Origin of the sequence: Saccharothrix xinjiangensis (assembly GCF_039527585.1) — a bacterium.
Classification (GTDB): domain Bacteria; phylum Actinomycetota; class Actinomycetes; order Mycobacteriales; family Pseudonocardiaceae; genus Actinosynnema; species Actinosynnema xinjiangensis.
The window spans coordinates 1-25,323 of record NZ_BAAAKE010000030.1 but is presented as its reverse complement, the minus strand read 5'-3'; the positions used below and the strand labels follow the sequence as shown (position 1 = coordinate 25,323).

The 25,323-nt window shown below is 75.3% G+C and carries 4 protein-coding genes; all 4 read left to right on the top strand.

From position 1 onward, the window contains the following. The first annotated feature begins 249 nt into the window (after nt 1–249). Nucleotides 250–1,050, top strand: coding sequence for an alpha/beta fold hydrolase (locus tag ABD223_RS36850; protein WP_344041689.1), 801 nt, complete (start codon nt 250–252; stop codon nt 1,048–1,050). Beyond that, entirely contained in the window at nt 1,035–23,231 is a 22,197-nt protein-coding gene (locus ABD223_RS36845; protein ID WP_344041687.1) for a type I polyketide synthase, read from the top strand. Before ABD223_RS36850 ends, ABD223_RS36845 begins: the two co-directional genes overlap by 16 nt. Before the next feature lie 161 nt (nt 23,232–23,392). After that, nucleotides 23,393–24,655 carry a cytochrome P450 gene (locus ABD223_RS36840; RefSeq protein ID WP_344041685.1) on the top strand — a complete coding sequence of 421 codons (1,263 nt, stop codon included), beginning with the start codon at nt 23,393–23,395 and terminating at the stop codon, nt 24,653–24,655. Nucleotides 24,656–24,704: 49 nt separating this feature from the next. Beyond that, the coding region (locus tag ABD223_RS36835; protein WP_344041683.1) for a beta-ketoacyl synthase N-terminal-like domain-containing protein at nt 24,705–25,323 on the top strand (619 nt) is incomplete at its 3' end.

The following is a 25,323-nucleotide window of genomic DNA, read 5'->3' as shown; positions in this document are numbered from 1 at the left end:
GGCTGCTCCCGTTCGGTTCCGGCCTGCGGCCAGCATCCCGGCGCCGCCACGCCGGGAGAAGCGGCGGACGGCACGGTGCGCACACCGCCGGGTAATCCCGCCCCGGCGCGCGGCGGGATTACCCCGCCGTGGTCGGGGGATGGCCCGTCGTCGTCGACAGCTCCGGGAGCCGCTCCTAGCTTTCCGGTGGTCCGCGACGGAAATCCGGCGTCCCCCAGGGGTGCGCGGATCGACCCGAGGGAGTCGTCCATGCGGCGTGGGAACCCCGCCCCGCTGTCCTACCTCGCCCGGGGCGCCGGTCCGGGCCTGCTGCTGGTGCACGGCGGAGGGGCGACGGCGGAGTCCACGTACGGCCCGCTGCTGCCGGCGCTGGCCGCCCGCCGCGCGGTGGTGGCGCCCAACTACACCGGCGTGCGACCCGACCCCGGCGCCGCGCTGGACGTGCTGGCCGACCAGCACGTGGCCACGGCCACCGCGGCCGGGCTGGAGCGGTTCGCCGTGGTCGGGCACTCGCTCGGCAGCATGATCGGGGTCCAGGCCGCGCTGCGCCACCCCGACCGGGTCACCGCGCTGGTGCTCACCGCCGGGTTCGCGCACGCCGCCACGTCCTTCCGCCTCAAGGCGCGGGTGTGGCGCTCGCTGCTGGCCGGCGACCCGGACCTGCTGGCGCGCTACCTGATGTCGGTGATGTTCAGCCACCGCTACCTCGGCTCCATGACCGACGCGCAGGTCGACGGCTTCGCCGAGCTGGTGGTCTCCTCCGGTGGCGGTGACGCGTCCGCGCAGATCGAGCTGGCGCTCTCGCTGGACCTGCGCGGCGAACTGGCCGGGGTGCGGGCGCCCGCGCTGGTCGTGGCGACCGCCGACGACCAGCTCGTGCCGCCCTACCTGTCGGCGGAGCTGGCCGCCGCCATCCCGGGCGCGACGCTGGCGTCCCTCGACTGCGGCCACCACCCGGCCCTGGAGTGCGCGCCGGACTGGGCGCGGCTGATCGACGACTTCCTGACGGTGCTGGACGCGGAGGCGGAGTGCGCATGGGCGGCGAAATGACCACGGCGGACGAGCCGGTCGCGATCGTCGGGCTGTCCTGCCGGCTGCCCGGCGCGGCGGACCCCCGGTCGTTCTGGCGGCTGCTGGACGAGGGCCGGTGCACGGTGACCGAGGTGCCCGCCGACCGGTGGGACGCCGGGGCGCTCGCCGACGTGCCCGGCGCCCGCTGGGGCTCCTTCCTGGAGCGGGTGGACGAGTTCGACGCGCCGTTCTTCGGCATCTCGCCGCGCGAGGCCGCGGCGCTGGACCCGCAGCAGCGCCTAGCCCTCGAACTGGGCTGGGAGGCGTTCGAGGACGCGGGCATCGTGCCGTCCGCGCTCCGGGACGCCGGCGCGGGCGTGTTCCTCGGCGTGATGCACGACGACTACGCCCTGCTGGCCCACCGGCGGGGAGCCGGCGCGGTCGGGCTGCACTCGTTCACCGGCACCCAGCGCAGCCTGCTCGCCAACCGCGTGTCCTACGCGCTGGGCCTGCGCGGGCCGAGCCTGACCGTCGACACGGGGCAGTCCTCGTCGCTGGTCGCCGTGCACCTCGCGGCGGAGAGCCTGCGCCGCGGCGAGTCCGGTGTGGCCGTCGCGGGCGGGGTCAACCTGGTGCTGGCGCCGGAGGGCTCGGTGGCGGCGGCGCGGTTCGGCGCGCTGTCGCCGGACGGGCGCTGCCACGTCTTCGACGCGCGCGCCAACGGGTTCGTGCGCGGCGAGGGCGGCGGCGTCGTCGTGCTGAAGCGCCTGGCGGACGCGCTCGCGGACGGCGACCGGGTGCACGCGGTGATCCGGGGCGGCGCGGTCAACAACGACGGCGGCGGCGACGGCCTGACCCAGCCCGACGCCGCGGCGCAGGCGGCCGTGCTGCGCGAGGCCCACCGCCGGGCCGGCGTGGCGGCCGACGACGTCGGCTACGTCGAGCTGCACGGCACGGGCACGCCCGTCGGCGACCCGGTCGAGGCGCGGGCGCTCGGCGAGGTGCTGGGCGCGGCGCGCTCGGGCGGACCGCTGCCGGTCGGCTCGGTCAAGGCGAACGTGGGTCACCTGGAGGCCGCCGCGGGGGTGATCGGCCTGATCAAGGCGGTGCTGGCGATCCGGCACCGCCGGCTGCCGGCGAACCCGGGCTTCCGCACCCCGAACCCGGCGATCCCGCTGGAGCGGCTGAACCTGCGGTTGAACGACACCGCTTCGCCGTGGCCCGCGGCGGACCGCCCGCTGGTGGCCGGGGTCAGCTCGTTCGGCATGGGCGGCACCAACTGCCACCTCGTCGTGGCGGAGCCCGCTCCGGAGGACCTGGTACTCGCGGGTTCGCCGGCGGCGGGCTCACTGCTCGCGGGTTCGCTGCCCGAGGACTCATTGTCCGAGGGCTCGTCGTCCGAGGGCTCGTCGTCCGTGGACCGCCCGGGGCCACGGCCCTACCTGGTGTCGGCCCGCGACGCGGCGGCGCTGCGGGACCAGGCGTCCCGGTTGCGCTCGCACCTGGCCGAGCACCCCGACCTCGCGCCCGCCGACCTCGCCACCTCCCTGGCCACCGGCCGCACGACCTTCGAGCACCGCGCCGTGCTGCTCGCCGAGGACGCCGACGAACTCCTCCGAGGCCTGGACGCGCTCGCCTCGGGCACGCGGGCCGCCGGCGTCGTCACCGGTATGCCCGGCGCCGTCCCCGGTCTCGCGGTCCTGTTCTCGGGGCAGGGCAGCCAGCGCGTCGGCGCGGGGCGCGAGCTGGGCGCGCGGTTCCCCGTGTTCGCCGAGGCGCTGGACGAGGTGTGCGCGCGGCTCGACCCGCACCTGGAGCGCCCGTTGCGGGAGGTGCTGTTCGCGGAGCCGGGCTCGGCCGACGCGGCGCTGCTCGAACGCACCGCCTACACGCAGACCTCCGTGTTCGCCGTGGAGGTCGCGCTGTTCCGGCTGTTCGAGAGCCTGGGCGTGCGGCCCGGCCTGCTCGCCGGGCACTCCGTCGGCGAGGTCGTGGCCGCGCACCTGGCCGGCGTGCTGTCGCTGCCGGACGCCTGCGCGCTGGTGGCCGCGCGCGGCAGGCTCATGGACGCCCTGCCCGGTGGCGGCGCGATGGTCGCCGTGCGGGCGGCGGAGGCGGAGGTGCTGCCGCTGCTGCGCGGTCGCGACGCCGAGGTGTCGCTCGCCGCCGTCAACGGGCCCGGCGCCGTGGTGCTGTCCGGCGACGAGGGCGCCGTGGCGGAGATCGCCGGCGTCCTCGCGGAGCGGGGGCGCAAGACCACCCGGCTGCGGGTGAGCCACGCCTTCCACTCGCCGAGGGTGGAACCGGTGCTGGCGGAGTTCCGCCGAGTGGTCGGAGCGCTGGACCTCCGGCCGCCCGCGATCCCGCTGGTGTCCGCGCTGACCGGGCGGTCGGCGACGGCCGAGGAGCTGACCTCGCCGGAGCACTGGGTGCGGCACGTGCGGGAACCGGTGCGGTTCCTCGACGCGGTGCGGACGCTGGCCTCGTCGGGCGCCGGCGCGCTGCTGGAGCTGGGCCCGGACAGCGTGCTCACCTCGCCCGCGCGGGACTGCCTGGCCGGGGTGGCCGACGCGGTGGTGCTGCCGGTGCTGCGGGCCGGTCGGTCCGAGGTCCGTTCGCTGCTGACCGCGCTGGCCGAGCTGCACGTGCGGGGGCACGGGGTGGAGTGGGCGGCGACGGGTGGGCTGACCGGGCGGCGGGTGGCGCTGCCGGGGTACGCGTTCCAGCGCAGGCGCCACTGGCTCGGCGACACGGGTCCCGCGCCCGGCCCGGTGGCCGGGACCGAGCCCGACCCGGTGGCCGACCTCGCGCCGGACCTGGCGGCCGACACCGCGCCCGACCTGGCTGCCGACCTCGCGCCCCACCCGGCGACCGGTGCCGTCCCCGACACCGCTTCCGGTGCTGCCCCTGACGCCGTCCCCGAGCCGGTCGCGGGCCAGGCGGTCCACGCCGACCCCGGTCCGGCACCGGGGGTGGCGGGCGTGCTGGAGCTGGTCCGGGCGCGCACCGCCCTCGTGCTGGAGGCGGCCGTCGCCGACGTGGACCCGGACCGCTCCTTCCACGACCTCGGCTTCAACTCCCTCATGCTGACCGAGCTGCGCGACGAACTGGCCGACGCCACCGGCCGCGCGCTGCCCAACTCCGCCCTGTTCGACCACACCAGTCCCCGCGAGCTGGCCGCCCACCTCGCGGGAGCCACCCCGGCCCAGGCGCCGCCCGAGCCCGCCGACACCGACGCCGACCCGGGCGAACCCGTCGCGATCGTCGCCATGAGCTGCCGCCTGCCGGGCGGCGTGTCCTCGCCGGACGAGCTGTGGGCGCTGCTGGCCGAGGGTGGTGACGCCATCTCCGGGTTCCCCACCGACCGGGGGTGGGACCTCGACCGGCTCTACGACCCCGAGCCGGGCACCCCGGGACGCACCTACGCGCGCGGCGGCGGGTTCCTCCCGGCGGCCGGGTTCGACGCCGCGTTCTTCGGGATCTCCGCGCGCGAGGCGACGGCGATGGACCCGCAGCAGCGGCTGCTGCTGGAGACCACGTGGGAGGCGTTCGAGCACGGCGGGATCGACCCGCGCGCGCTGCGGGGCAGCCGCACCGGCGTGTTCTTCGGCGTGACCGCCCAGGAGTACGGGCCGCGCCTCGCCGACGCGCAGCAGGGCTTCGAGGGCCACGCGCTGACCGGCACCACCGTCAGCGTCGCCTCCGGCCGGGTCGCCTACGTGTTCGGGCTGGAGGGCCCGGCCATCACGGTCGACACCGCGTGCTCGTCCTCGCTGGTCGCGCTGCACCTCGCGGCCCAGTCGCTGCGCCGCGGCGAGTGCTCGATGGCCGTCGCGGGCGGGGCCACCGTGATGGCCGGGCCCGGCATGTTCGTCGAGTTCGGCCGGCAGCGGGGGCTGTCGCCGGACGGCCGGTGCAAGGCCTTCGGCGCGTCGGCCGACGGCACCGGGTGGGCCGAGGGCGTCGGCGTCCTGGTGCTGGAGAGGCTGTCGGACGCGCGCCGCGCCGGGCGCCCGGTGCTGGCGGTCCTGCGGGGCAGCGCGATCAACTCCGACGGCGCGAGCAACGGCCTGACCGCGCCCAGCGGCCTCGCCCAGCAGGGCGTCGTCCGCGACGCCCTCGCCGCGTCCGGGCTCGTGCCGTCCGACGTGGACGCGGTGGAGGCGCACGGCACGGGCACCCGGCTCGGCGACCCGGTGGAGGCGGGCGCGCTCCAGGCCGCCTACGGCCCCGGGCGGTCGGGCGACCGGCCGCTGCTGCTGGGCTCGGTCAAGTCCAACATCGGCCACACCCAGGCCGCCGCGGGCGTCACCGGCGTGATCAAGGTCGTGCTCGCGCTGCGCCACGGCGTGCTGCCCGCCACGCTGCACGCCGACGAACCCAGCACCGAGGTGGACTGGTCCTCGGGCGTGCTGTCGCTGGTGACCGCGCCGACGCCGTGGCCGGACACCGGGCGGCCCCGGCGCGCCGGCGTGTCGTCGTTCGGCATCAGCGGCACCAACGCCCACGTGATCGTCGAGCAGGCAGGGGAGGACCTGGTCGAGGCGGAGCGCGTGCAGCCCACCACCGAGCAGCCCGCTCCCGCGCAGCCCGCCACCACCCAACCCACCGTCGCGCAGCCCACCACCGTGCAATCCGCCGCCGTGCCGCCGTGGGTGCTGTCCGCGCGGTCACCCGGCGCGCTGCGGGCACAAGCGGCGAAGCTGCTGGAGTTCGTGCGCGACCGGCCGGGGATCGACCCGGCCGGCATCGGCCTGGCGCTGGCCACCACCAGGGTCGCGTTCGAGCACCGCACCGCGGTCGTCGCGCCCGACCACGACGGCAGGCTGCGCGGTCTCGCGGCGCTGGCGGCGGGCGAGCCCGACGCGGCGGTGGTGCCCCCGACCACCGCCCGGGGCGGCGGGGTCGCCTTCCTGTTCACCGGTCAGGGCAGCCAGCGCGTCGGCATGGGCGAGGAGCTGGCCGCCGCCGAACCGGTGTTCGCCGGGGCGCTGGCCGCCGCGCGCCGCGAGCTGGACCGCCACCTCGACCGGCCGCTGCGCGAGGTCGGCGAGCTGGTCGGGCAGACCCGGTACGCGCAGGCCGCGCTGTTCGCGCACGAGGTGGCGTCCTGCGCGCTGCTCGCCCACCGCGGCGTGGTGCCGGACCTGCTGCTCGGGCACTCGATCGGCGAGGTCGCCGCCGCGCACGTGGCCGGGGTGCTGACCCTGGCCGAGGCCGCCGCGCTCGTCGGCGCGCGCGGCAGGCTCATGCAGGCCGCGACCGCGGGCGGGGCCATGATCGCGGTGCGGGCCACCGAGGAGGAGGTGGCGCCCTTCGTCGCCGAGCAGCCGGACCTGCTGGCGCTCGCCGCGGTCAACGGGCCCGACTCGGTCGTGGTCAGCGGCGACCGGGAGGCCGTCGCGCGGCTCGGCGAGCTGTGGCGGGCCCGCGGCAGGCGGGTCACGAGCCTGAAGGTGAGCCACGCGTTCCACTCGCCGCACATGGATCCGGTGCTGGCCGAGTTCGGCGAGTTCCTGGGCACGCTGACCTTCGCCGACCCGGCGATCCCGGTCGTCTCCAACGTCACCGGCGAACCCGCGACCGCCGCGCTGCTGCGGTCGCCGGGGTACTGGGTGCGGCACGTCCGGGAACCGGTGAGGTTCCTCGACGGCGTCCGCTCGCTCGAAGCGGCCGGCGTCACCACCTACGTCGAGGTCGGCCCCGAGCCGACGCTGACCGGTCTGGTCCGGTCGTGCCTGGCCGACGAGACCGGCGTGGTGCTGGCGCCGGTGTTCCGCCGCGACCGCCCGGAGCCGGTCACGGCCGCCGCCGCGCTGGCCGCCGTCCACGCCGCCGGTGTCGCCGTCGACTGGCCCGCGGTGTTCCCCGGTGCGCGCCCCACCGCCCTGCCCACCTACGCCTTCGAGCACCGCCGCCACTGGCTGGACGCGCCGACCGCCGAACCCGGCGGGCTCGGGCACCCGCTGCTGGGCGCCGCGGTGAGCCTCGCCGACGGCACCGGGACCCTGTTCACGGGCCGGCTGTCGCGGCGCGCCCACCCGTGGCTGGCCGACCACGTCGTCGCCGGCGCGGTGGTGCTGCCCGGCACCGCGTTCGTCGAGCTGGCGATCCGCGCCGGCGACGAGGTCGGCTGCGACGAGGTGGCCGACCTCGACCTGGAAGCGCCCCTGGTGCTGCCCGCCGAAGGCGAGGTGCGGCTCCAGGTCGCGGTCGGCGCGCCGGACGCCTCCGGTCGCCGCCCCTTCGAGGTGTACGCGGGAGGTCCGGACGACGACTGGACCCGGCACGCCACCGGGACCCTGGCCCGTTCGGGCGCCACGCCGAACCCGCCCACCCGCCGGCCGTCGATCCCCCCGAGAGAGGGGGACGAGTACGAGCGACTGGCCGCCCACGGCTACGGCTACGGGCCCGCGTTCCGCTGCCTGGTCGGTTCCCTGGCGGTGGGCGCCGACGTGGTCGCCGAGGTCCGCCTGCCCGAGGGCGGGCCCGCCGGGTTCGGCCTGCACCCGGCCCTGCTCGACGCCGTGCTGCACCCGCTCGTGCTCGCCGCCGCCGATCGGGACGGCGCGCTGCGGGTGCCGTTCTCGTGGCGCGGCGCCCGCCTGCACGCGACCGGCGCGACCCGGCTGCTGGCGCACGCGACCCGCACGGGCGAGGACACCTACGCGCTCGTCGCGGTCGACGGCGAGGGCGCGCCGGTCGTGTCGGTCGACTCGCTCGTGCTGCGGCCCGTGCCCGCCGAGCGGTTCGCCGCGGCCTCCTCCCACCGGTCGCTGCACCGGCCGGTGCTGGCGCCCGTGCCGTTCGACCACACCGCCGCGACGCCGGACCACGAGGTCGCGACCATCCGGCCGGGCACCGCCCGGGAGGCGGTGCGGCAGGCCCTGGACCTGATCCGGGACCGGTCCGAGGAGGCCGCGCCCCTGGTGCTGCTGACCAGGGGCGCCGTGTCCGCCGGCGACGCCGACGGGGCCGACCCGGCGGCCGCCGCGGTGTGGGGCCTGGTGCGCACCGCGCAGACCGAGCACCCCGGCCGGTTCGTGCTCGTGGACGCCGACGAGGCGTCCGCGGACGTGCTCGGCGCGGCCCTGGCCACCGGGGAACCGCAGCTCGTCCTGCGCGCGGGCCGGGCCCACGCGCCGAGGCTGGCCCGCGTGCCCGCCACCGCGGGCGACCCCGTGCGGCTCGACCCCGGGGGCACGGTCCTGGTCACCGGCGGCACGGGCGTGCTGGGCGCGCTGTTCGCCCGCCACCTCGTGCGCGCCCACGGCGTGCGCCGGCTGCTGCTGGCCGGCCGCCGGGGACCCGCGGCGGCGGGCGCGGCCGGGCTGGCGGCGGAGCTGACCGGCCTGGGCGCGGAGGTCCGCGTGGCGGCCTGCGACGCCGCCGACCCGGCCGCCCTGACCGAACTGCTGGCGTCCGTCCCCGCCGAGCACCCGCTGACCGCCGTCCTGCACCTGGCCGGCGTCCTGGACGACGGCGCGGTCGCCTCGCTCACCCCCGAGCGGGTCGACGCCGTGCTGCGCGCGAAAGCGGACTCCGCGTGGCACCTGCACCAGGCCACCGCGGGCCTCGACCTGGCCGCCTTCGTGCTGTTCTCCTCGATCGCGGGCACCATCGGCAGCGCGGGCCAGGGCGCCTACGCGGCCGCCAACCGCTACCTGGACGCCCTGGCCGAGCGCCGCCGCGCCGCCGGGCTGCCCGCCACCTCGCTGGCGTGGGGCCTGTGGTCGCACGGCATGGCGGCCGGGCTCGACCAGGCGGCGGTGGCCCGCTGGCGCCGGGCGGGCGTCGTCCCGCTGGCCGCGGACACCGGCCTGGAGCTGTTCGACCACGTGCTCGCGGGCGGTTTCACCGACCCGGTGCTGGTGCCCGCCGCGCTCGACCCGGCCGCCGCCGACGCGGTGTCCCCGGTGCTGCGGGACCTGGCACCCGCGCCCCGCCGGTCCGTCGCGCGGGCCGGCGCGGACCGCACGTGGTCCGACCGGGTCGCCGCGCTGCCCGGGGCGGAGCGGCGGCGGGAGGTCCTCGCCCTGCTGCGCCGCGTGGTCACCGCCGTGCTCGGCGGTGGCGGCGAACCCGACCCCGACCGCACGTTCCGCGAGCTGGGCTTCGACTCGATGACCGGCATCGAGCTGCGCAACCGGCTCGCCGAGGTCACCGGCGTGCGCCTGCCCACGACGGCCGTCTTCGACCACCCGACCCCCGCCGGGCTGGCCGACCACCTGCTCGGCCTGGTCGCCGGCGAGCCCGCCGCGCCGCCCGCCCCCGTCGCGCCCGCCCTCGTCGCGGCGGCCGACGACGACCCGGTCGTCATCGTCGGCATGGCCTGCGCCTACCCCGGCGGCGTGCGCGACCCCGAGGGCCTGTGGCGGCTGGTCGCCGACGGCGTGGACGCCATCGGCGGCTTCCCGACCGACCGCGGCTGGGACGTCGAGGACCTGTACGACCCCGATCCGGACCGGGCGGGCCACTCGACCACCCGCGAGGGCGGCTTCCTGCACCACGCGGCCGAGTTCGACGCCGAGTTCTTCGGCATCAGCCCCCGGGAGGCGCTGGCCGCCGACCCGCAGCAGCGGCTGCTGCTGGAGGCCACCTGGGAGGCGATCGAGCACGCCGGCATCGACCCGCACGTCTTGCGCGGCAGCCGCACCGGCGTGTTCACCGGGCTGATGTACCACGACTACGCCGCGCGGATGCCGGTCGCGCCCGAGGGGTTCGAGGGCCACCTGCTCACCGGCAACACCGGCAGCGTCGCGTCGGGCCGCGTCGCCTACACCTTCGGCTTCGAGGGGCCCACGCTCACCGTCGACACCGCCTGCTCCTCGTCGCTGGTCGCGCTGCACCTGGCCGTGCGGGCGCTGCGGACCGGCGAGTGCACGATGGCGCTGGCGGGCGGTGTGACCGTGATGTCCACCCCGAACACCTTCGTGGAGTTCAGCAGGCAGCGCGGCCTGTCGCCGGACGGCCGGTGCCGCGCCTACTCCGACGACGCGAACGGCACCGGGTGGGGCGAGGGCGTCGGCGTGCTGCTGCTGGAGCGGCTGTCCGACGCGCGCCGGGCCGGGCACCGGGTGCTCGCGGTCGTGCGCGGCACCGCGGTCAACTCCGACGGCGCGAGCAACGGGCTCACCGCGCCCAACGGCCCGTCCCAGGAGCGGGTGATCCGGCAGGCCCTGGCCGACGCGGGGCTCACCCCGGCGGACGTGGACGCCGTGGAGGGCCACGGCACCGGCACCCGGCTCGGCGACCCGATCGAGGCCAACGCCCTGCTCGCGACCTACGGCCGGGACCGGTCCGACGACCGGCCGCTGTGGCTGGGTTCGCTGAAGTCCAACCTCGGCCACACCCAGGCCGCCGCCGGGGTCGGCGGCGTGCTGAAGGTGGTCATGGCGATGCGGCACGAGCTGCTGCCGCGCACCCTGCACGCCGACACCCCGTCCACGCGGGTCGACTGGTCCTCCGGCGCGGTGCGCCTGCTGACCGAGCCGGTGCCGTGGCCGGCGGACGGGCGGGCGCGCCGGGCGGCGGTCTCGTCGTTCGGCATCGGCGGCACCAACGCGCACGTGGTCCTGGAAGCGCCCGCTCCCGAGCCGGCTGGTCCTGAGCCTGCCGGACCCGAGTCGGCCCGACCCGAGCCGGCTGTGCCGGACGGCGCCGGACCGGACAGCCCTGGACCCGACCCCGTTAACCGGCCCGTCATCCCCCTGGTGCTGTCGGCGTTCGACCCGGCGGCGCTGCGGGCCGCGGCGGACCGGCTGCTGTCCTTCCTGGGCACCCGGTCCGACGTGCCGGTCGCGGACGTCGCCGGCACGCTCGCGACCGGGCGCGCCACCTTCGACCACCGGGCCGTCGTGCTCGGCGCCGACCGCGACGAGCTGCGGTCCGGCCTGGCCGCGATCGCCGGGGGAGGGGTGCCCGCCACCGGCGCCGTGACCGCCGCCGACGGCGCGACCACCACCGACGGCCCCGTGTTCGTCTTCCCCGGCCAGGGCTCGCAGTGGGCGGGCATGGCGGTGGAGCTGCTGGACACCTCGCCGGTGTTCGCGGCGCGGTTGCGGGAGTGCGCGGACGCCGTCGAGCGCTTCGTCGACTGGTCGGTGCTCGACGTGCTGCGCGGCGAACCCGGCTGCGCCGACCCGGAGCGCGTGGACGTCGTGCAACCGCTGCTGTTCGCGGTGATGGTGTCGCTGGCCGAGCTGTGGCGGTCGCTGGGCGTCGAGCCGGCGGCCGTGGTCGGCCACTCCCAGGGCGAGATCGCCGCCGCGTGCGTGGCGGGCGCGCTGTCGCTGGAGGACGCGGCCCGCGTGGTCGCGCTGCGCAGCAAAGCCCTGGTCGAACTCGCCGGCACGGGCGGGATGGTGGCCGTGCAGCTGCCCGCCGACCGGGTGGAGGAGCTGGTCGGCGCGTGGCCGGGCCGGGTGTCGGTGGCCGCCGTCAACGGGCCGGGCGCGGTCGTGGTCTCCGGCGAGCCGGACGCCCTGGACGAGCTGCTGGCGCGGTGCCGGGCCGACGACGTCCGGGCCCGCCGCGTCCCGGTGGACTACGCGTCGCACTCACCGCAGGTCGAGGTGCTGGAACGGCGGCTGCTGACCGACCTCGCCCCGATCACCCCGCGCCGCGCCGAGGTGCCGTTCCGCTCGACGGTGACCGACGACCCGCCGGACGCCCTCGACGCCGGCTACTGGTACCGCAACCTGCGGCAGGCGGTGCGCTTCGAACCGGCCGTGCGGGACCTGCTCGACCAGGGGCACCGCGTGTTCGTCGAGGTCAGCGCGCACCCGGTGCTCACCGCGGCCGTCGAGGAGACCGCCGAGGGCGTGGCGGGGTCCGTGGTCGTCGGCACGACGCGCCGCGACGACGGCTCGCTGCGCCGGGTGCTGACCTCGGCCGCCGAGGCGCACGCCGGCGGGCTCCGGGTCGACTGGGCGCGCCTGCTCGGCTCCACCGGGGTGGTCGACCTGCCGACCTACCCGTTCCAGCGCCGCCGCTACTGGCTCGACGCCACCACCGCGCCCACCACCGGCGCGGGCGCGGTCGACCCGCGGCACCGGCTGCTGACCTCGGCCGTCGAGATCGGTGACGGCGGTGGCGCGCTGCTCACCGGCGCGCTGTCGCTGCGCGCCCACCCGTGGCTGGCCGGCCACCGGGTCGGCGGGGCCGCGCTGCTGCCGGGCACGGCGTTCGTCGAGGTGGTCCTGCGCGCCGCCGACCAGGTCGGCTGCGACGTGGTGGAGGACCTGGACGTCGAAGCGCCGCTCGTCGTCCCCGAGCAGGGCGCGGTGCTGCTCCAGGTGTCCGTCGGCGGCCCGGACGACACCGGTCGCCGCGCCGTGTCGGTGCACTCGCGCCCCGCCGGCGCCGAGCACGCGACCTGGACCCGCCACGCCACCGGCGCCGTCACGCCGGATCCGCACCACGCCCCGGTCTCGCACCACGCCCCGGCCGCCGCGCCGGGACCGTGGCCGCCGGCGGGCGCCGTGCCGGTGGACCTCGACGCGGCCTACGAGCGGCTGGCCGGGCGCGGGCTCGACTACGAACCCCCGTTCCAGGGCCTGAAGGCGTGCTGGCGGCTCGACGACCACCTCTACGCCGAGGTGACCGCGCCCGACACCGACGTGGAGGGCTTCGGCCTCCACCCCGCCCTGCTCGACGCCGCGCTGCACCCGCTGGCGCTGGCGGCGGACCTGGCGCCCGACGAGGTGCCGCTGCCGTTCGCGTGGCGCGGCGCCCGCCTGCACGCCACCGGCGCGACGACCCTGCGCGTCCACCTCGGCCCCACGCCGGACGGCACCTCGGTGCTGGTGACCGACCCGACCGGCGCACCCGTCGCCGGCGTCGACTCGCTGGCCCTGCGCCCGGTGCCGGTCCAGCGGCTCCGCGCGGGCGCGCCGCTCCACCGCGTCGACCTGGTGGCCCTGCCCGAACCCGACCGGTCGGGCCCCTCGCCGTCCCTCGCGCACGTGGACGACCTCGACGCCGTGACCGGTTCCCCGGACGCCGTGGTCGTGCGCCTCGCCCCGGCGCCCGGGGAGCCGCCCGCCGCGGCCCGCGACCTGGTCGACCGGACGCTGTCGCTGGTCCAGCGCTGGGTGACCGACGACCGGTTCGAGGCGGCCCGGCTGCTCGTGGTGACCGGTGGCGCCGTCGCCGCGGCGCCCGACCAGGCGCCCGATCCCGCCGCCGCCGCGCTGGGCCTGCTGCGCACCGCCCAGACCGAGCACCCGGACCGGTTCGTCCTGCTGGACACCGACGAACTCACCGACGACGTGGCGGCCCGCGCGCTCGCCACCGGCGAGCCGCAGGTCGTGGCACGCGCGGGCGGCCTGAGCGCGCCCAGGCTCGTCACCGCGACCGCGGGCGCCGACCGCCCCGGCTGGGACCCGGACCGCACCGTCCTCGTCACCGGCGGCACGGGCACGCTCGGCCGCCTGCTGGCCCGCCACCTGGTCACCGAGCACGGCGTGCGGCACCTCGTGCTCGCCGGCCGCCGCGGCGAGGCCGCCGAGGGCGTCGCGGAACTGGTGGCCGAGCTCGCCGACCGCGGCGCGCACGTCGTGGTCGCCGCCTGCGACACCGCCGACCGGGACGCGCTCGCCGCGCTGCTCGACGCCATCCCCGGGGAACACCCGCTGGACGCCGTCGTGCACGCCGCCGGCGTCCTCGACGACCACGCCGTGCTGTCCCTGACCCCCGAGCACACCGCCGCGGTGCTGCGCCCGAAGGTCGACGCGGCCTGGCACCTGCACGAGCTGACCGCGCCCCTCGGGCTGTCCCGGTTCGTGCTGTTCTCGTCCATCGCGGGCACCCTCGGCACGGCCGGGCAGGGCAACTACGCCGCCGCCAACGCCTGGCTCGACGCCCTCGCCGAGACCCGCCGGGCCGCCGGCCTGCCCGCCACGTCCCTCGCCTGGGGGCTGTGGGCCGGGGACAGCGGCATGACCGGCCACCTCGACGACGTGGCCCGCGCCCGCCTCGCCGGCAGCGGCATCGCGCCCCTCGACGCCGACCGGGGCCTGGCGATGTTCGACGCCGCCGTCGCCTCCGACCACGCCACCCTCGTGCCCGCCGCGTTCGCCCTGCCCGCACTGCGGGCGCGGGCCGCCGCGGGCACCCTGCCCGCCCTGTTCCGCGGCCTGGTCCGGGCCGCGCGCCCCACCGCGGACCGCGCCCCGGACGCCGGCTCGCTGCGCTCCCGGCTCGCCGGGCTCGCCGCGCCCGACCGGCAGGAGGCCCTGCTCGACCTCGTGCGCACGGCCGCGGCCGGCGTGCTCGGCCACGCCACGCCCGCCGACCTCGACGCCAGGCGCGCGTTCCGGGAGCTGGGCGTCGACTCGCTCACCGCGATCGAGCTGCGCAACCGGCTCAACGCGGCCACCGGCCTGCGGCTGCCCGCCACCACCGCCTTCAACCACCCCACCGCGCTCGACCTGACCCGGCACCTCGACACCGAGCTGTTCGGCGGCGGCGCGGAGCCCTTCCGCGCCCCGGTCACGGCGGGCACGCCCGGCGCGGCCGAGCCGATCGCGATCGTCGGCATGTCCTGCCGGTTCCCCGGCGGGGTGCGCTCGCCGGAGGACCTGTGGCGGCTCGTCGCCGACGAGGTCGACGCCATCTCCGGGTTCCCGACCGATCGGGGGTGGGACCTGGAGAACCTGTTCCACCCCGACCCCGACCGGCACGGCGCCTCCTACGCCCGCTCGGGCGGGTTCCTGCACGACGCCGCCGGGTTCGACGCGGGGTTCTTCGGCATCCCGCCGCGCGAGGCGCTGGCGATGGACCCGCAGCAGCGGTTGCTGCTGGAGACCGCGTGGGAGGTGCTGGAGCGCGCGGGCATCGACCCGACGTCCCTGCACGGCAGCGACACCGGCGTCTTCGCCGGCGTCATGCTCAACGACTACTCGACCCTGTCCGCCTCCGCGCCCGACGACCTCCAAGGCCAACTGGCCGTGGGCAGCGCGCCGAGCGTCGCCTCGGGTCGGGTGTCGTACTCGTTGGGTTTTCAGGGTCCTGCGGTGACGGTGGACACGGCGTGTTCGTCGTCGTTGGTGGCGTTGCACTTGGCGGTGCAGTCGTTGCGTTCGGGTGAGTGTTCGTTGGCGTTGGCGGGTGGTGTGACCGTGATGGCCACACCCGACCTGTTCGTCGAGTTCTCCCGCCAGCGCGGTCTGTCGCCCGACGGCCGGTGCCGGGCCTTCGCCGCCGGTGCGGACGGCACGGCCTGGGGTGAGGGTGCCGGGTGGTTGTTGGTGGAGCGGTTGTCGGACGCGGTGCGTCATGGTCGTCGGGTGTTGGCGGTGGTGCGTGGGTCGGCGGTGAACCAGGACGGTGCGTCGAATGGTCTGACCGCGCCGAACGGGCCCTCGCAGGAGCGGGTGATCCGCCAGGCGCTGACCGCCGCCGGCCTGTCGTCGGCTGATGTGGATGTCGTGGAAGGTCATGGCACGGGCACGGCGTTGGGTGATCCGATCGAGGCCCAGGCGTTGTTGGCCACTTATGGGCAGGACCGTGAGACCCCGTTGTGGTTGGGGTCGATCAAGTCGAACATCGGCCACACCCAGGCCGCCGCCGGCATCGCCGGGGTGATCAAGGTGGTCATGGCCATGGAGCACGGCGTGCTGCCGCGCACCCTGCACGTGGACGAGCCCTCCCCGCAGGTCGACTGGTCCTCCGGCGCGGTGGAGCTGCTGCACGGATCCCGGTCCTGGCCTGAGGTGGGGCGGCCGAGGCGTGCGGCGGTGTCGTCGTTCGGGATCAGTGGGACCAATGCGCACGTGATCGTGGAGCAGGGGCCTGTGGTCGAGGTGGATCCGGGTCCGGGGTCGGTGTTGCCGGTGGTGCCGTGGGTGTTGTCGGGCCGTTCGGACGGGGCGGTTCAAGAGCAGGTGGATCGGTTGCGGTCGTGGGTGGGATCGCATCCGGACGTGTCGTCGGTTGATGTGGCGGCGGGGTTGTTGTCGCGGTCGGTGTTCGGGGCGCGTGCGGTGGTGTTGGGGTCGGCGGGTGTGGTGTCCGGCTCTGCCGTTTCCGGTGGTGTGGCGGTGGTGTTCTCGGGTCAGGGTTCGCAGCGCGTGGGCATGGGGCGTGAGCTTCATGGCCTTTTCCCGGTTTTCGCGCGGACCGTGGATGAGGTCTGCGGCGAGTGGGGAATGGTGGCCGATGACCTGTGGCGGTTGGTCGGTGACGGTGATCTGTTGCGGCGGACGGGTTCGGCTCAGTTGGCGGTGTTCGCGGTCGAGGTCGGGTTGTTCCGGTTGGTGGAGTCGTGGGGTGTGAGCCCGGACTTCGTGGGTGGTCATTCGGTTGGCGAGGTCGTCGCCGCTCACGTGTCCGGGGTGTTGTCGTTGTCGGCTGCGTGTCGGTTGATCGAGGCTCGGGCTCGGTTGATGCAGGCGCTGCCCGAGGGTGGCGTGATGGTGGCGGTGGAGGTGTCGGAGGAACGGGCGCGTGAGGTCGCGGCCGGTGTTGATGTGGCTGCGGTGAACGGTTCGCGTTCGGTGGTGCTGTCCGGCGCTGAGGACGCGGTGCTGGAGGCGGTCGGGGAGCTGGACTGCCGTCACCGCCGCTTGGACGTGTCACACGCGTTCCACTCGGTGCTGATGGAGCCGATGCTGGCGGAGTTCTTCGCCGCCTTGGTCGGGATCGAGTTCGGTGAGATGACGATCCCCCTGGTGTCGCTGGTGTCCGGTGACCTCGCGGGGGAGGAGGTCCGTTCGGTCGACTACTGGGTCCGGCACGTCCGTGACTGCGTGCGCTTCGCCGACGGGGTGAAGACCTTGGCGGGCAACGGGGTGTCGACGTTCGTGGAGATCGGTGTCGGCGCGGTGTTGTCCGGTATGGGTGAGGGTGAGTGGGTGCCCCTGCTCCGCTCCGCCGACGAGGCCGGATCCCTGGTCGAGGGCCTGGCCCGGCTGTGGGTGCGCGGTATCGGGGTCGACTGGGCGGCCGTCCTCGGGATTACCCCGAAGGTCGTGGACCTGCCGACCTACGCCTTCCAGCAGGACCGGTACTGGATCGAGGGGCGGGAGGTCACCGCGCGCGACGCGATCGACGCCAGGTTCTGGGACGCGGTGGAACGCGAGGACCTCGACGAGCTGGCCGGCGCGGCGACCTCTACCTCCCGCTCCGAGCTGGCGGCGGTGCTGCCGCTGCTGTCGGAGTGGCGTCACTGCCGGGTGGCCGAGACCGGGGTCGACCAACTGCTCTACCGCGAGACCTGGACGCCCGTGGTCGACCGCCCCGCCGTCCTCGACGGGTCGTGGCTGGTCCTCGTGCCCAGTGGGACCGGGCACCCGGTGGACGACTGCCTCGCCGCCCTGCGCGCGAGCGGGGCCGACGTGGTCACCGCGTCCGTTGACGGCCTCGCCGACCTGCCCGCCACCGACTTCCGGGGCGTGCTGTCCCTGTCGGCCCTGGCCGACGACGACGCCCTGGGCCACGCGACCGCGCTGCTCACCGCCGTGCAGGCGTTGGGCGGCGCGGGGATCACGGGGCGCTTGTGGGTCGTGTCGCGCGGTGTCGGGAGCGCGGCGGTGTGGGGCCTGGGTCGGGTCGTGGCGCTGGAGCACGCCGATCGGTGGGGCGGCCTGGTCGACGTTCCCGTGGACGCGGACGCGGGCGTGTGGACCCGGTTGGCGGGCGTGCTGTCCGGCGCCGAGGACCAGGTGGCGATCCGGGCCGACGGCACGTTCGGGTGCCGCTTGGCGCGTGCCGCCGGCGGTGGCGCCTGGCGCCCGCGCGGGTCCGTGCTGGTGACCGGCGGCACCGGGGCCCTGGGCGCGCACGCGGCGCGGTGGTTGGCTCGGCACGGCGCGGAACACCTCGTCCTGGCCAGTCGCAGCGGTCTCCGGGCGCCCGGCGCGGCCGAGCTGGTGGACGAGCTGGCCGGCCTCGGCGTGGGCGTCACGGTGGTGGCGTGCGACGTCGCCGACGGGGACTCCCTGCGCGCCCTGGTGGCGAACCGCGACCTGCGCGCCGTCGTGCACGCCGCCGGCGTCCTCGACGACGCCATGCTCGACGACCTCACCCCGTCGCGGGTGGAGGCGGTGCTGCGGCCGAAGGTGGACGCGGTGGCGGCCCTGCGCGAGGCGACGAGGCCCCTCGACCTGGACGCCTTCGTGGTGTTCTCCTCCGTCGCCGGCGTGCTCGGTTCCCCCGGCCAGGGCAACTACGCCGCCGCCAACACCGCGGTGGACGCCCTGGTCCGGGCCTACCGCGCGGAGGGCTTCCCGGCCACCTCGATCGCCTGGGGCCCCTGGGCGGGTGACGGCATGGCGGACGGCGAGGTCGGTGACCGGCTGCGTGACCGGGGGTTCCGGCCGATGGACCCCGACCACGCCTTGGCCGCCCTCGGCCGCGTCGTGGGACAGGACGAGCCGGTGGTCGTGGTCGCCGACCTCGACTGGGAACGCGTCGTGCCGACCCTGACGTCCACCACGATCTGCGCCGACCTCCCGGAGGCCCGCCCGCTCCTGGCGGCGCGGACCGAACCGGCGTCCGCGCTGGCCGACCGGGTCGCCGGGCTGTCCGAGGCCGACCGCGCCGCCGTGCTGCTGGAGCTGGTGCGGTCCGAGGCGGCGGCCGTGCTGGGCCACGCCGACCGCGCGACCGTCGCCGTCGACCAGGCGTTCCGCGACCTCGGGTTCGACTCGCTGGCCGCCGTGCAGCTGCGCAACCGGATCAGCGCGGCCACCGGCCTCCCGCTGCCCACCACCGCCGCCTTCGACCACCCCACACCGGCGGCCCTCGCCGCCCACCTGGGGCACGAGCTGACCGGCGAGCGGCGCACCGGGGCGCCGGAGCGCCGCGCCGGCGCCGCGCACGACGAGCCGATCGCCATCATCGGCATGAGCTGCCGGTTCCCCGGCGGCGTGGCCACGCCGGAAGACCTGTGGCGGCTGGTCTCGGAGGAGGCGGACGCCGTCGGCGGCTTCCCGCTGGACCGGGGCTGGGACGTCGCGGGCCTGTACGACCCGGACCCGGACAACCCGGGCACGACGACGGTCCGCGCCGGTTGCTTCCTGGGTGACGCGTCGGGTTTTGACGCGGGGTTCTTCGGGATTTCGCCGCGTGAGGCGTTGGCGATGGATCCGCAGCAGCGGTTGTTGTTGGAGACGGCGTGGGAGGTGTTGGAGCGGGCGGGTGTCGACCCGGTGTCGTTGCGGGGTAGTGAGACCGGGGTGTTCGCCGGCACCAACGGCCAGGACTACCGCGACCTGGTCGACGAAGCGGACGAGGAACAGGCGGGGTACGGCGCCACCGGCTCGTCCGCGAGCGTGCTGTCGGGTCGGGTGTCGTACTCGTTCGGTTTTCAGGGTCCTGCGGTGACGGTGGACACGGCGTGCTCGTCGTCGCTGGTCGCCCTGCACATGGCCGTGCAGTCGCTGCGGTCCGGAGAGTGCTCGTTGGCGCTCGCCGGCGGCGCGACGGTGATGGCCACCCCCACCACCTTCGTGGAGTTCTCCCGCCAGCGCGGGTTGTCGTCGGATGGTCGGTGCCGGGCTTTCGCGGCCGGTGCGGACGGCACGGGGTGGGGTGAGGGTGCGGGTTGGTTGTTGGTGGAGCGGTTGTCGGACGCGGTGCGTCATGGTCGTCGGGTGTTGGCGGTGGTGCGGGGCAGCGCGGTGAACCAGGATGGTGCGTCGAATGGTTTGACGGCGCCGAATGGTCCGTCGCAGCAGCGGGTGATCCGTGCGGCGTTGGCTGGTGCGGGGTTGTCGTCGGCTGAGGTGGATGCCGTGGAAGGTCATGGCACGGGCACGGCGTTGGGTGATCCGATCGAGGCCCAGGCGTTGTTGGCCACTTATGGGCAGGACCGTGAGACCCCGTTGTGGTTGGGGTCGATCAAGTCGAACATCGGTCACACCCAGGCTGCCGCCGGTGTGGCGGGTGTGATCAAGATGGTGATGGCGTTGCGGCACGGCGTGCTGCCCCGCACCTTGCACGTGGACGAGCCGACACCTCGGGTCGACTGGTCGTCGGGCGCTGTCCGGGTGTTGACCGAGGCGGTGCCGTGGCCTGAGGTGGGGCGGCCGAGGCGGGCGGCGGTGTCGTCGTTCGGGATCAGTGGGACGAATGCGCACGTGATCGTGGAGCAGGGGCCTGTGGTCGAGGTGGATCCGGCGGCGGAGTCGGTGTTGCCGGTGGTGCCGTGGGTGCTGTCGGGCCGTTCGGACGGGGCGGTGCTTGAGCAGGCGGACCGGTTGCGGTCGTGGGTGGAGTTGAACCCGGACGTGTCGTCGGTGGATATCGCTGCCGGGTTGTTGTCGCGGTCGGTGTTCGGGGCGCGTGCGGTGGTGCTGAGGTCGGCGGGTGTGGTGTCCGGTGAGGCTGTTGCCGGTGGTGTTGCGGCGGTCTTCTCGGGCCAGGGTTCGCAGCGCGTCGGCATGGGACGTGAGCTGTACAGCTCGTTCCCGGTGTTCGCGCGGAACGTGGACCAGGTGTGCGGCGAGTGGGGGATGAGCCCGGACGACCTCTGGCGGTTGGTCGGTGACGGTGATCTGTTGCGGGAGACGGGTTCGGCTCAGTTGGCGGTGTTCGCGGTCGAGGTCGGGTTGTTCCGGTTGGTGAAGTCGTGGGGACTGCGGCCGGACTTCGTGGGTGGTCATTCGGTCGGTGAAGTGGTTGCCGCCCATGTGTCCGGGGTGTTGTCGTTGTCGGCTGCGTGTCGGTTGATCGAGGCGCGAGCTCGGTTGATGCAGGCGCTGCCCGAGGGTGGCGTGATGGTCGCGGTGGAGGTGTCCGAGGAACGGGCACGTGAGGTTGCGGCCGGTGTTGATGTGGCTGCGGTGAACGGCTCGCGTTCGGTGGTGCTCTCGGGCCCCGAAGACGCGGTGATGGAGGTGGTGGACGGGCTGGACTGCCGTCACCGCCGGCTGGACGTCTCGCACGCCTTCCACTCGGCGCTGATGGAGCCGATGCTGGACGACTTCGCCACTGAGCTGGCCGGTCTGGAGTTCGGTGGGATCGGCATCCCCCTCGTCTCGATGGTGTCGGGCGGTTTGGCCGGTGACGAGGTGCGTTCGGTCGACTACTGGGTCCGGCACGTCCGTGACTGCGTGCGCTTCGCCGACGGGGTGAAGACCTTGGCGGGCAACGGGGTGTCGACGTTCGTGGAGATCGGTGTCGGCGCGGTGTTGTCCGGTATGGGTGAGGGTGAGTGGGTGCCCCTGCTCCGCTCCGCCGACGAGGCCGGATCCCTGGTCGAGGGCCTGGCCCGGTCGTGGGTGCGCGGTATCGGGGTCGACTGGGCGGCCGTCCTCGGGATCGCCCCGAAGGTCGTGGACCTGCCGACCTACGCCTTCCAGCGGGACCGGTACTGGGCCGGGCGCAGCCATGCAGAGTCCCTTGTGGATGGTTGGGCGTACCGCGACTCCTGGGTGCGGGTGGTCGACCGGCCCCCGGTGGCCTCGGGCCGCTGGCTCCTGGTCGACGCGGCGGGAGGTGGGGCCGAGGGGTGCGCGGAGGCGCTGGCGGCGGCCGGTGCCGAGGTGGTGCCCGTGGTGCCGTCCCCGGCGGAGCAGTTCGACCGCGAGGCGCTCGCCGAGCTGCTCGCCTCCCGGGGTGAGGGCGTCGAGGGCGTGCTCTTCCTGCCCGCCCGGGACCTCCGCGGCTGCGGTGCGGCGATGGCCACCCTGGTCCAGGCCCTGGGTGATGCCGGTGTCGGAGGCCGGCTGTGGGTGGTGTCGCGGGGCGTGGTGGGACCGGACCCGGGTGGCTCGCCGGTGGGCGCGGCGGTGTGGGGCCTGGGTCGGGTCGTGGCGCTGGAGCACGCCGACCGGTGGGGCGGCCTGGTCGACGTCCCCGTGGACGCCGACGCGACGACGTGGGCTCGGCTGGTGGGTGTGCTCTCCGGTGTCGAGGACCAGGTGGCGATCCGCGCCGAGGGCACGTTCGGGTGTCGCCTGGTCCGTGGTGGTGGTGACGGCACGTGGCGTCCGCGTGGATCGGTGCTGGTGACCGGCGGCACCGGGGCCCTGGGCGCGCACGCGGCGCGCTGGCTGGCCGGCAACGGCGCGGAACACCTCGTCCTCACCAGTCGCCGAGGCCCGGACGCGCCCGGGGTCGAGGCCCTGGTGGACGAGCTGACCGGTCTCGGCGCGGCGGTGACGGTCCTGGCCGCCGACGCCGCCGACGCCGAGCGGATGGCCGCCGTCGTGGCGGCGGTGGAGGAGGACGGGTGGCCGCTGACCGCCGTGGTCCACGCCGCGGGCGTGCTCGACGACGGCGTGGTCGACTCCCTCACCCCCGACCGGGCCGAGGACGCGCTGCGGCCGAAGGTGGACGCGGTGGCGTCCCTGCGCGAGGCGACGAGGCGCCTCGACCTGGACGCCTTCGTGGTGTTCTCCTCGCTCGCCGGTGTGCTGGGCTGGGCGGGGCAGGGCAACTACGCCGCCGCCAACGCCGCGGTGGACGCCCTGGTCCGGGCCTACCGCGCGGAGGGCTTCCCGGCGACCTCGATCGCCTGGGGTCCCTGGGCCGGGCCCGGCATGGCGGGCGACCTGGACGGCAAGCTGGCGCAGCAGGGCCTGACCCCGCTGTCGCCCGAGGTGGCGTCGACCGCGCTGCGCCGCGTGGTCGGCGGCGCGGAGGCGTGCGTGACGGTCGCCGACGTCGACTGGGAGCGGTTCGTCTCCTTCCGCGGTTCGAGCCCGCTCGTGGCGGACTTCCTCGGTGGCGGCCGCGCCACCGGGCGGGACGGGCAGCCGGGGCTGGACGAGCGGCTGGCCGGCCTGACCGGCGCCGAGCGCGACCGCGCCCTGGTGGAGCTGGTGCGCGCGGAGGCCGCGCGGGTGCTCGGGCACGGGGATGGGGCCGCCGTGCCCACCGACCTGGCGTTCCGGGAACTGGGCTTCGACTCGCTGACCGCCGTGCAGCTGCGCAACCGGTTGGTCGCCGTCACCGGGCTCGACCTGCCCGCCGGGCTGGTCTTCGACTACCCGACCGCCGGGGAGCTGGCCGCCCACCTCGGGACGGAGCTGTTCCCGGGTGGTCCGGCCGGTGACCTGTTCGAGGGACTGGACCGGATCGAGGCCGCCCTCGCCGGCCCGGCCGTGGCCGACGAGGACCGGGTCCGGATCGCGGACCGGCTGGAGTCGGTCCTCACCCGGTTGAGGGTCGCGCCCGGACCGGGCGGGCGGGCCCTGGACGACGACGGGCTGGACGAGGTCACCGACGACGAGATCTTCCGGATCATCGACGAGGACTTCGGCCTGTGACACCCGGTTGACCGGGCGCCCGCGATCGCGGGCGTCGATTACCGGGGAGTGGCCCGCCAATACCGGGCGGACCTTGCCCGGTCCCTGGCGGATTGCTTGACTCGGCTCCGGGCAGGAGTCCGCCGATCAGTTGCCGATGAGCTTGGGGAGATGTCGAGGATATGAGCACCGAGCAGATCGCCGGAAACGCGCCCGTCGAAAGCAACCCGCTCGTCGACCTCATGCGCCGCGAAATCAGGGCGGACCCGTACCCGTTGATGGCCGAACTGCGGGAGAGCGGGCCGGTGCCGGTGCAGGACGGCTCGGTGGTGATCTTCGGCGAGTACGCCGCGTGCTCGCAGATCCTGCGGCACCGCGAGATGGGCAGCGACACCTCCTCCGCGCCGATGGTCAAGGCGTTCGTGGCGAACGAGGAGGACCGGGCCGCCAGTTCGATCTTCTTCATGGACCCGCCCGGTCACGGCAGGCAGCGCAAGTTCATCTCCAAGTCCTTCACGCCGCGCATCGTGTCGAATTTCGAGGGTCAGATCAACAAAATCGTCGACGACCTCTTCGGGAAATTCCGGGACAAGGGCGAGTTCGACGTCGTCAGCGAACTCGCCTATCCGCTGTCGATCGGCATCATCTGCGACATCTTCGAAATCCCGGAAGATGAGCGGCACATGTTGAAGGAATGGTCCGACGACCTCGCGCTGTCCACGGAACTGCCCACCCTCGGCGCGGCCATCGGCATCCTGAACGTCTTCTCGCGCGACGAGATCAACCGGTTCGGCAGCACCGCCATCGAGGCGCACGCCTACTTCGCCGACCTCATCCACCGGCGCCGCACCAACCCCGGCGACGACCTGGTGTCCAACCTGCTGAAGACGCAGGGCGACGGCGACCGGCTCACCCGGTTCGAGGTGACCAGCGTGCTGGCGACGCTGTTCGTCGCCGCGCACGAGTCCACCACCAACCTCATCTCCAACGGGGTGCTGGCGCTGCTGCGCAACCCCGACCAGCTCACCGCGCTGAGGGAGAAGCCGGAGGTCATCACCGGGCTCGTGGACGAGGTGCTGAGGTACGACCCCCCGGTGCACCTCGCGGCCAGGATGGCCCGGACCGACACCACCATCGACGGCTACGACGTCAAGCAGGACGACGTGGTCGTGGTGCTGATGGCCGCCGCCAACCGCGACCCCAGGGCCTACCCCGACGCCGACCGGTTCATCGTCACCCGGGAGAAGCCGAACGTGTCGCTGTCCTTCGGCGCGGGCGCGCACTACTGCATCGGCGCCAGCCTGGCGAAGCTGGAGGCCGAGATCGCGATCTCCGCCTTCGCCCAGCGGCTGCGCGACCCCGAGCTGGACGAGGACTCGCTGGAGTACCGGCGGCACATCGTGGTGCGCGGGCTGGACCGGCTCAAGGTGGGCTTCACGCCCTGAGAACCCCGGCGGACACGTCCACCCGCCCGGCGTCGATCGGAGAACACCCATGTCGGCCGACAACAAGCTCCGCGACTACCTCAAGAAGGTCACCGTCGACCTCGGTCGGACGCGCGAACGCCTCCGCGAGGTGGAACAGGCCCGGCGCGAGCCGATCGCGATCGTCGGCATGTCCTGCCGGTTCCCCGGCGGGGTGCGCTCGCCGGAGGACCTGTGGCGGCTCGTCGCCGACGAGGTCGACGCGATCGCGGAGCCACCCGGTGAGCGGGGCTGGGCGCCGGACCGGATCGCCGGCTTCCTGGGCGGCTTCCTGGGTGACGCGTCGGGTTTTGACGCGGGGTTCTTCGGGATTTCGCCGCGTGAGGCGTTGGCGATGGATCCGCAGCAGCGGTTGTTGTTGGAGACGGCGTGGGAGGTGTTGGAGCGGGCGGGTGTCGACCCGGTGTCGTTGCGGGGTAGTGAGACCGGGGTGTTCGCCGGCACCAACGGCCAGGACTACGGCAAGCGGGCGGCGGGCGGTGTCGCCGCGTTCCAGGGCTTCGGCTCGACCGCCGCCAACGGCGCCGTGCTGTCGGGTCGGGTGTCGTACTCGTTGGGTTTTCAGGGTCCTGCGGTGACGGTGGACACGGCGTGTTCGTCGTCGTTGGTGGCGTTGCACTTGGCGGTGC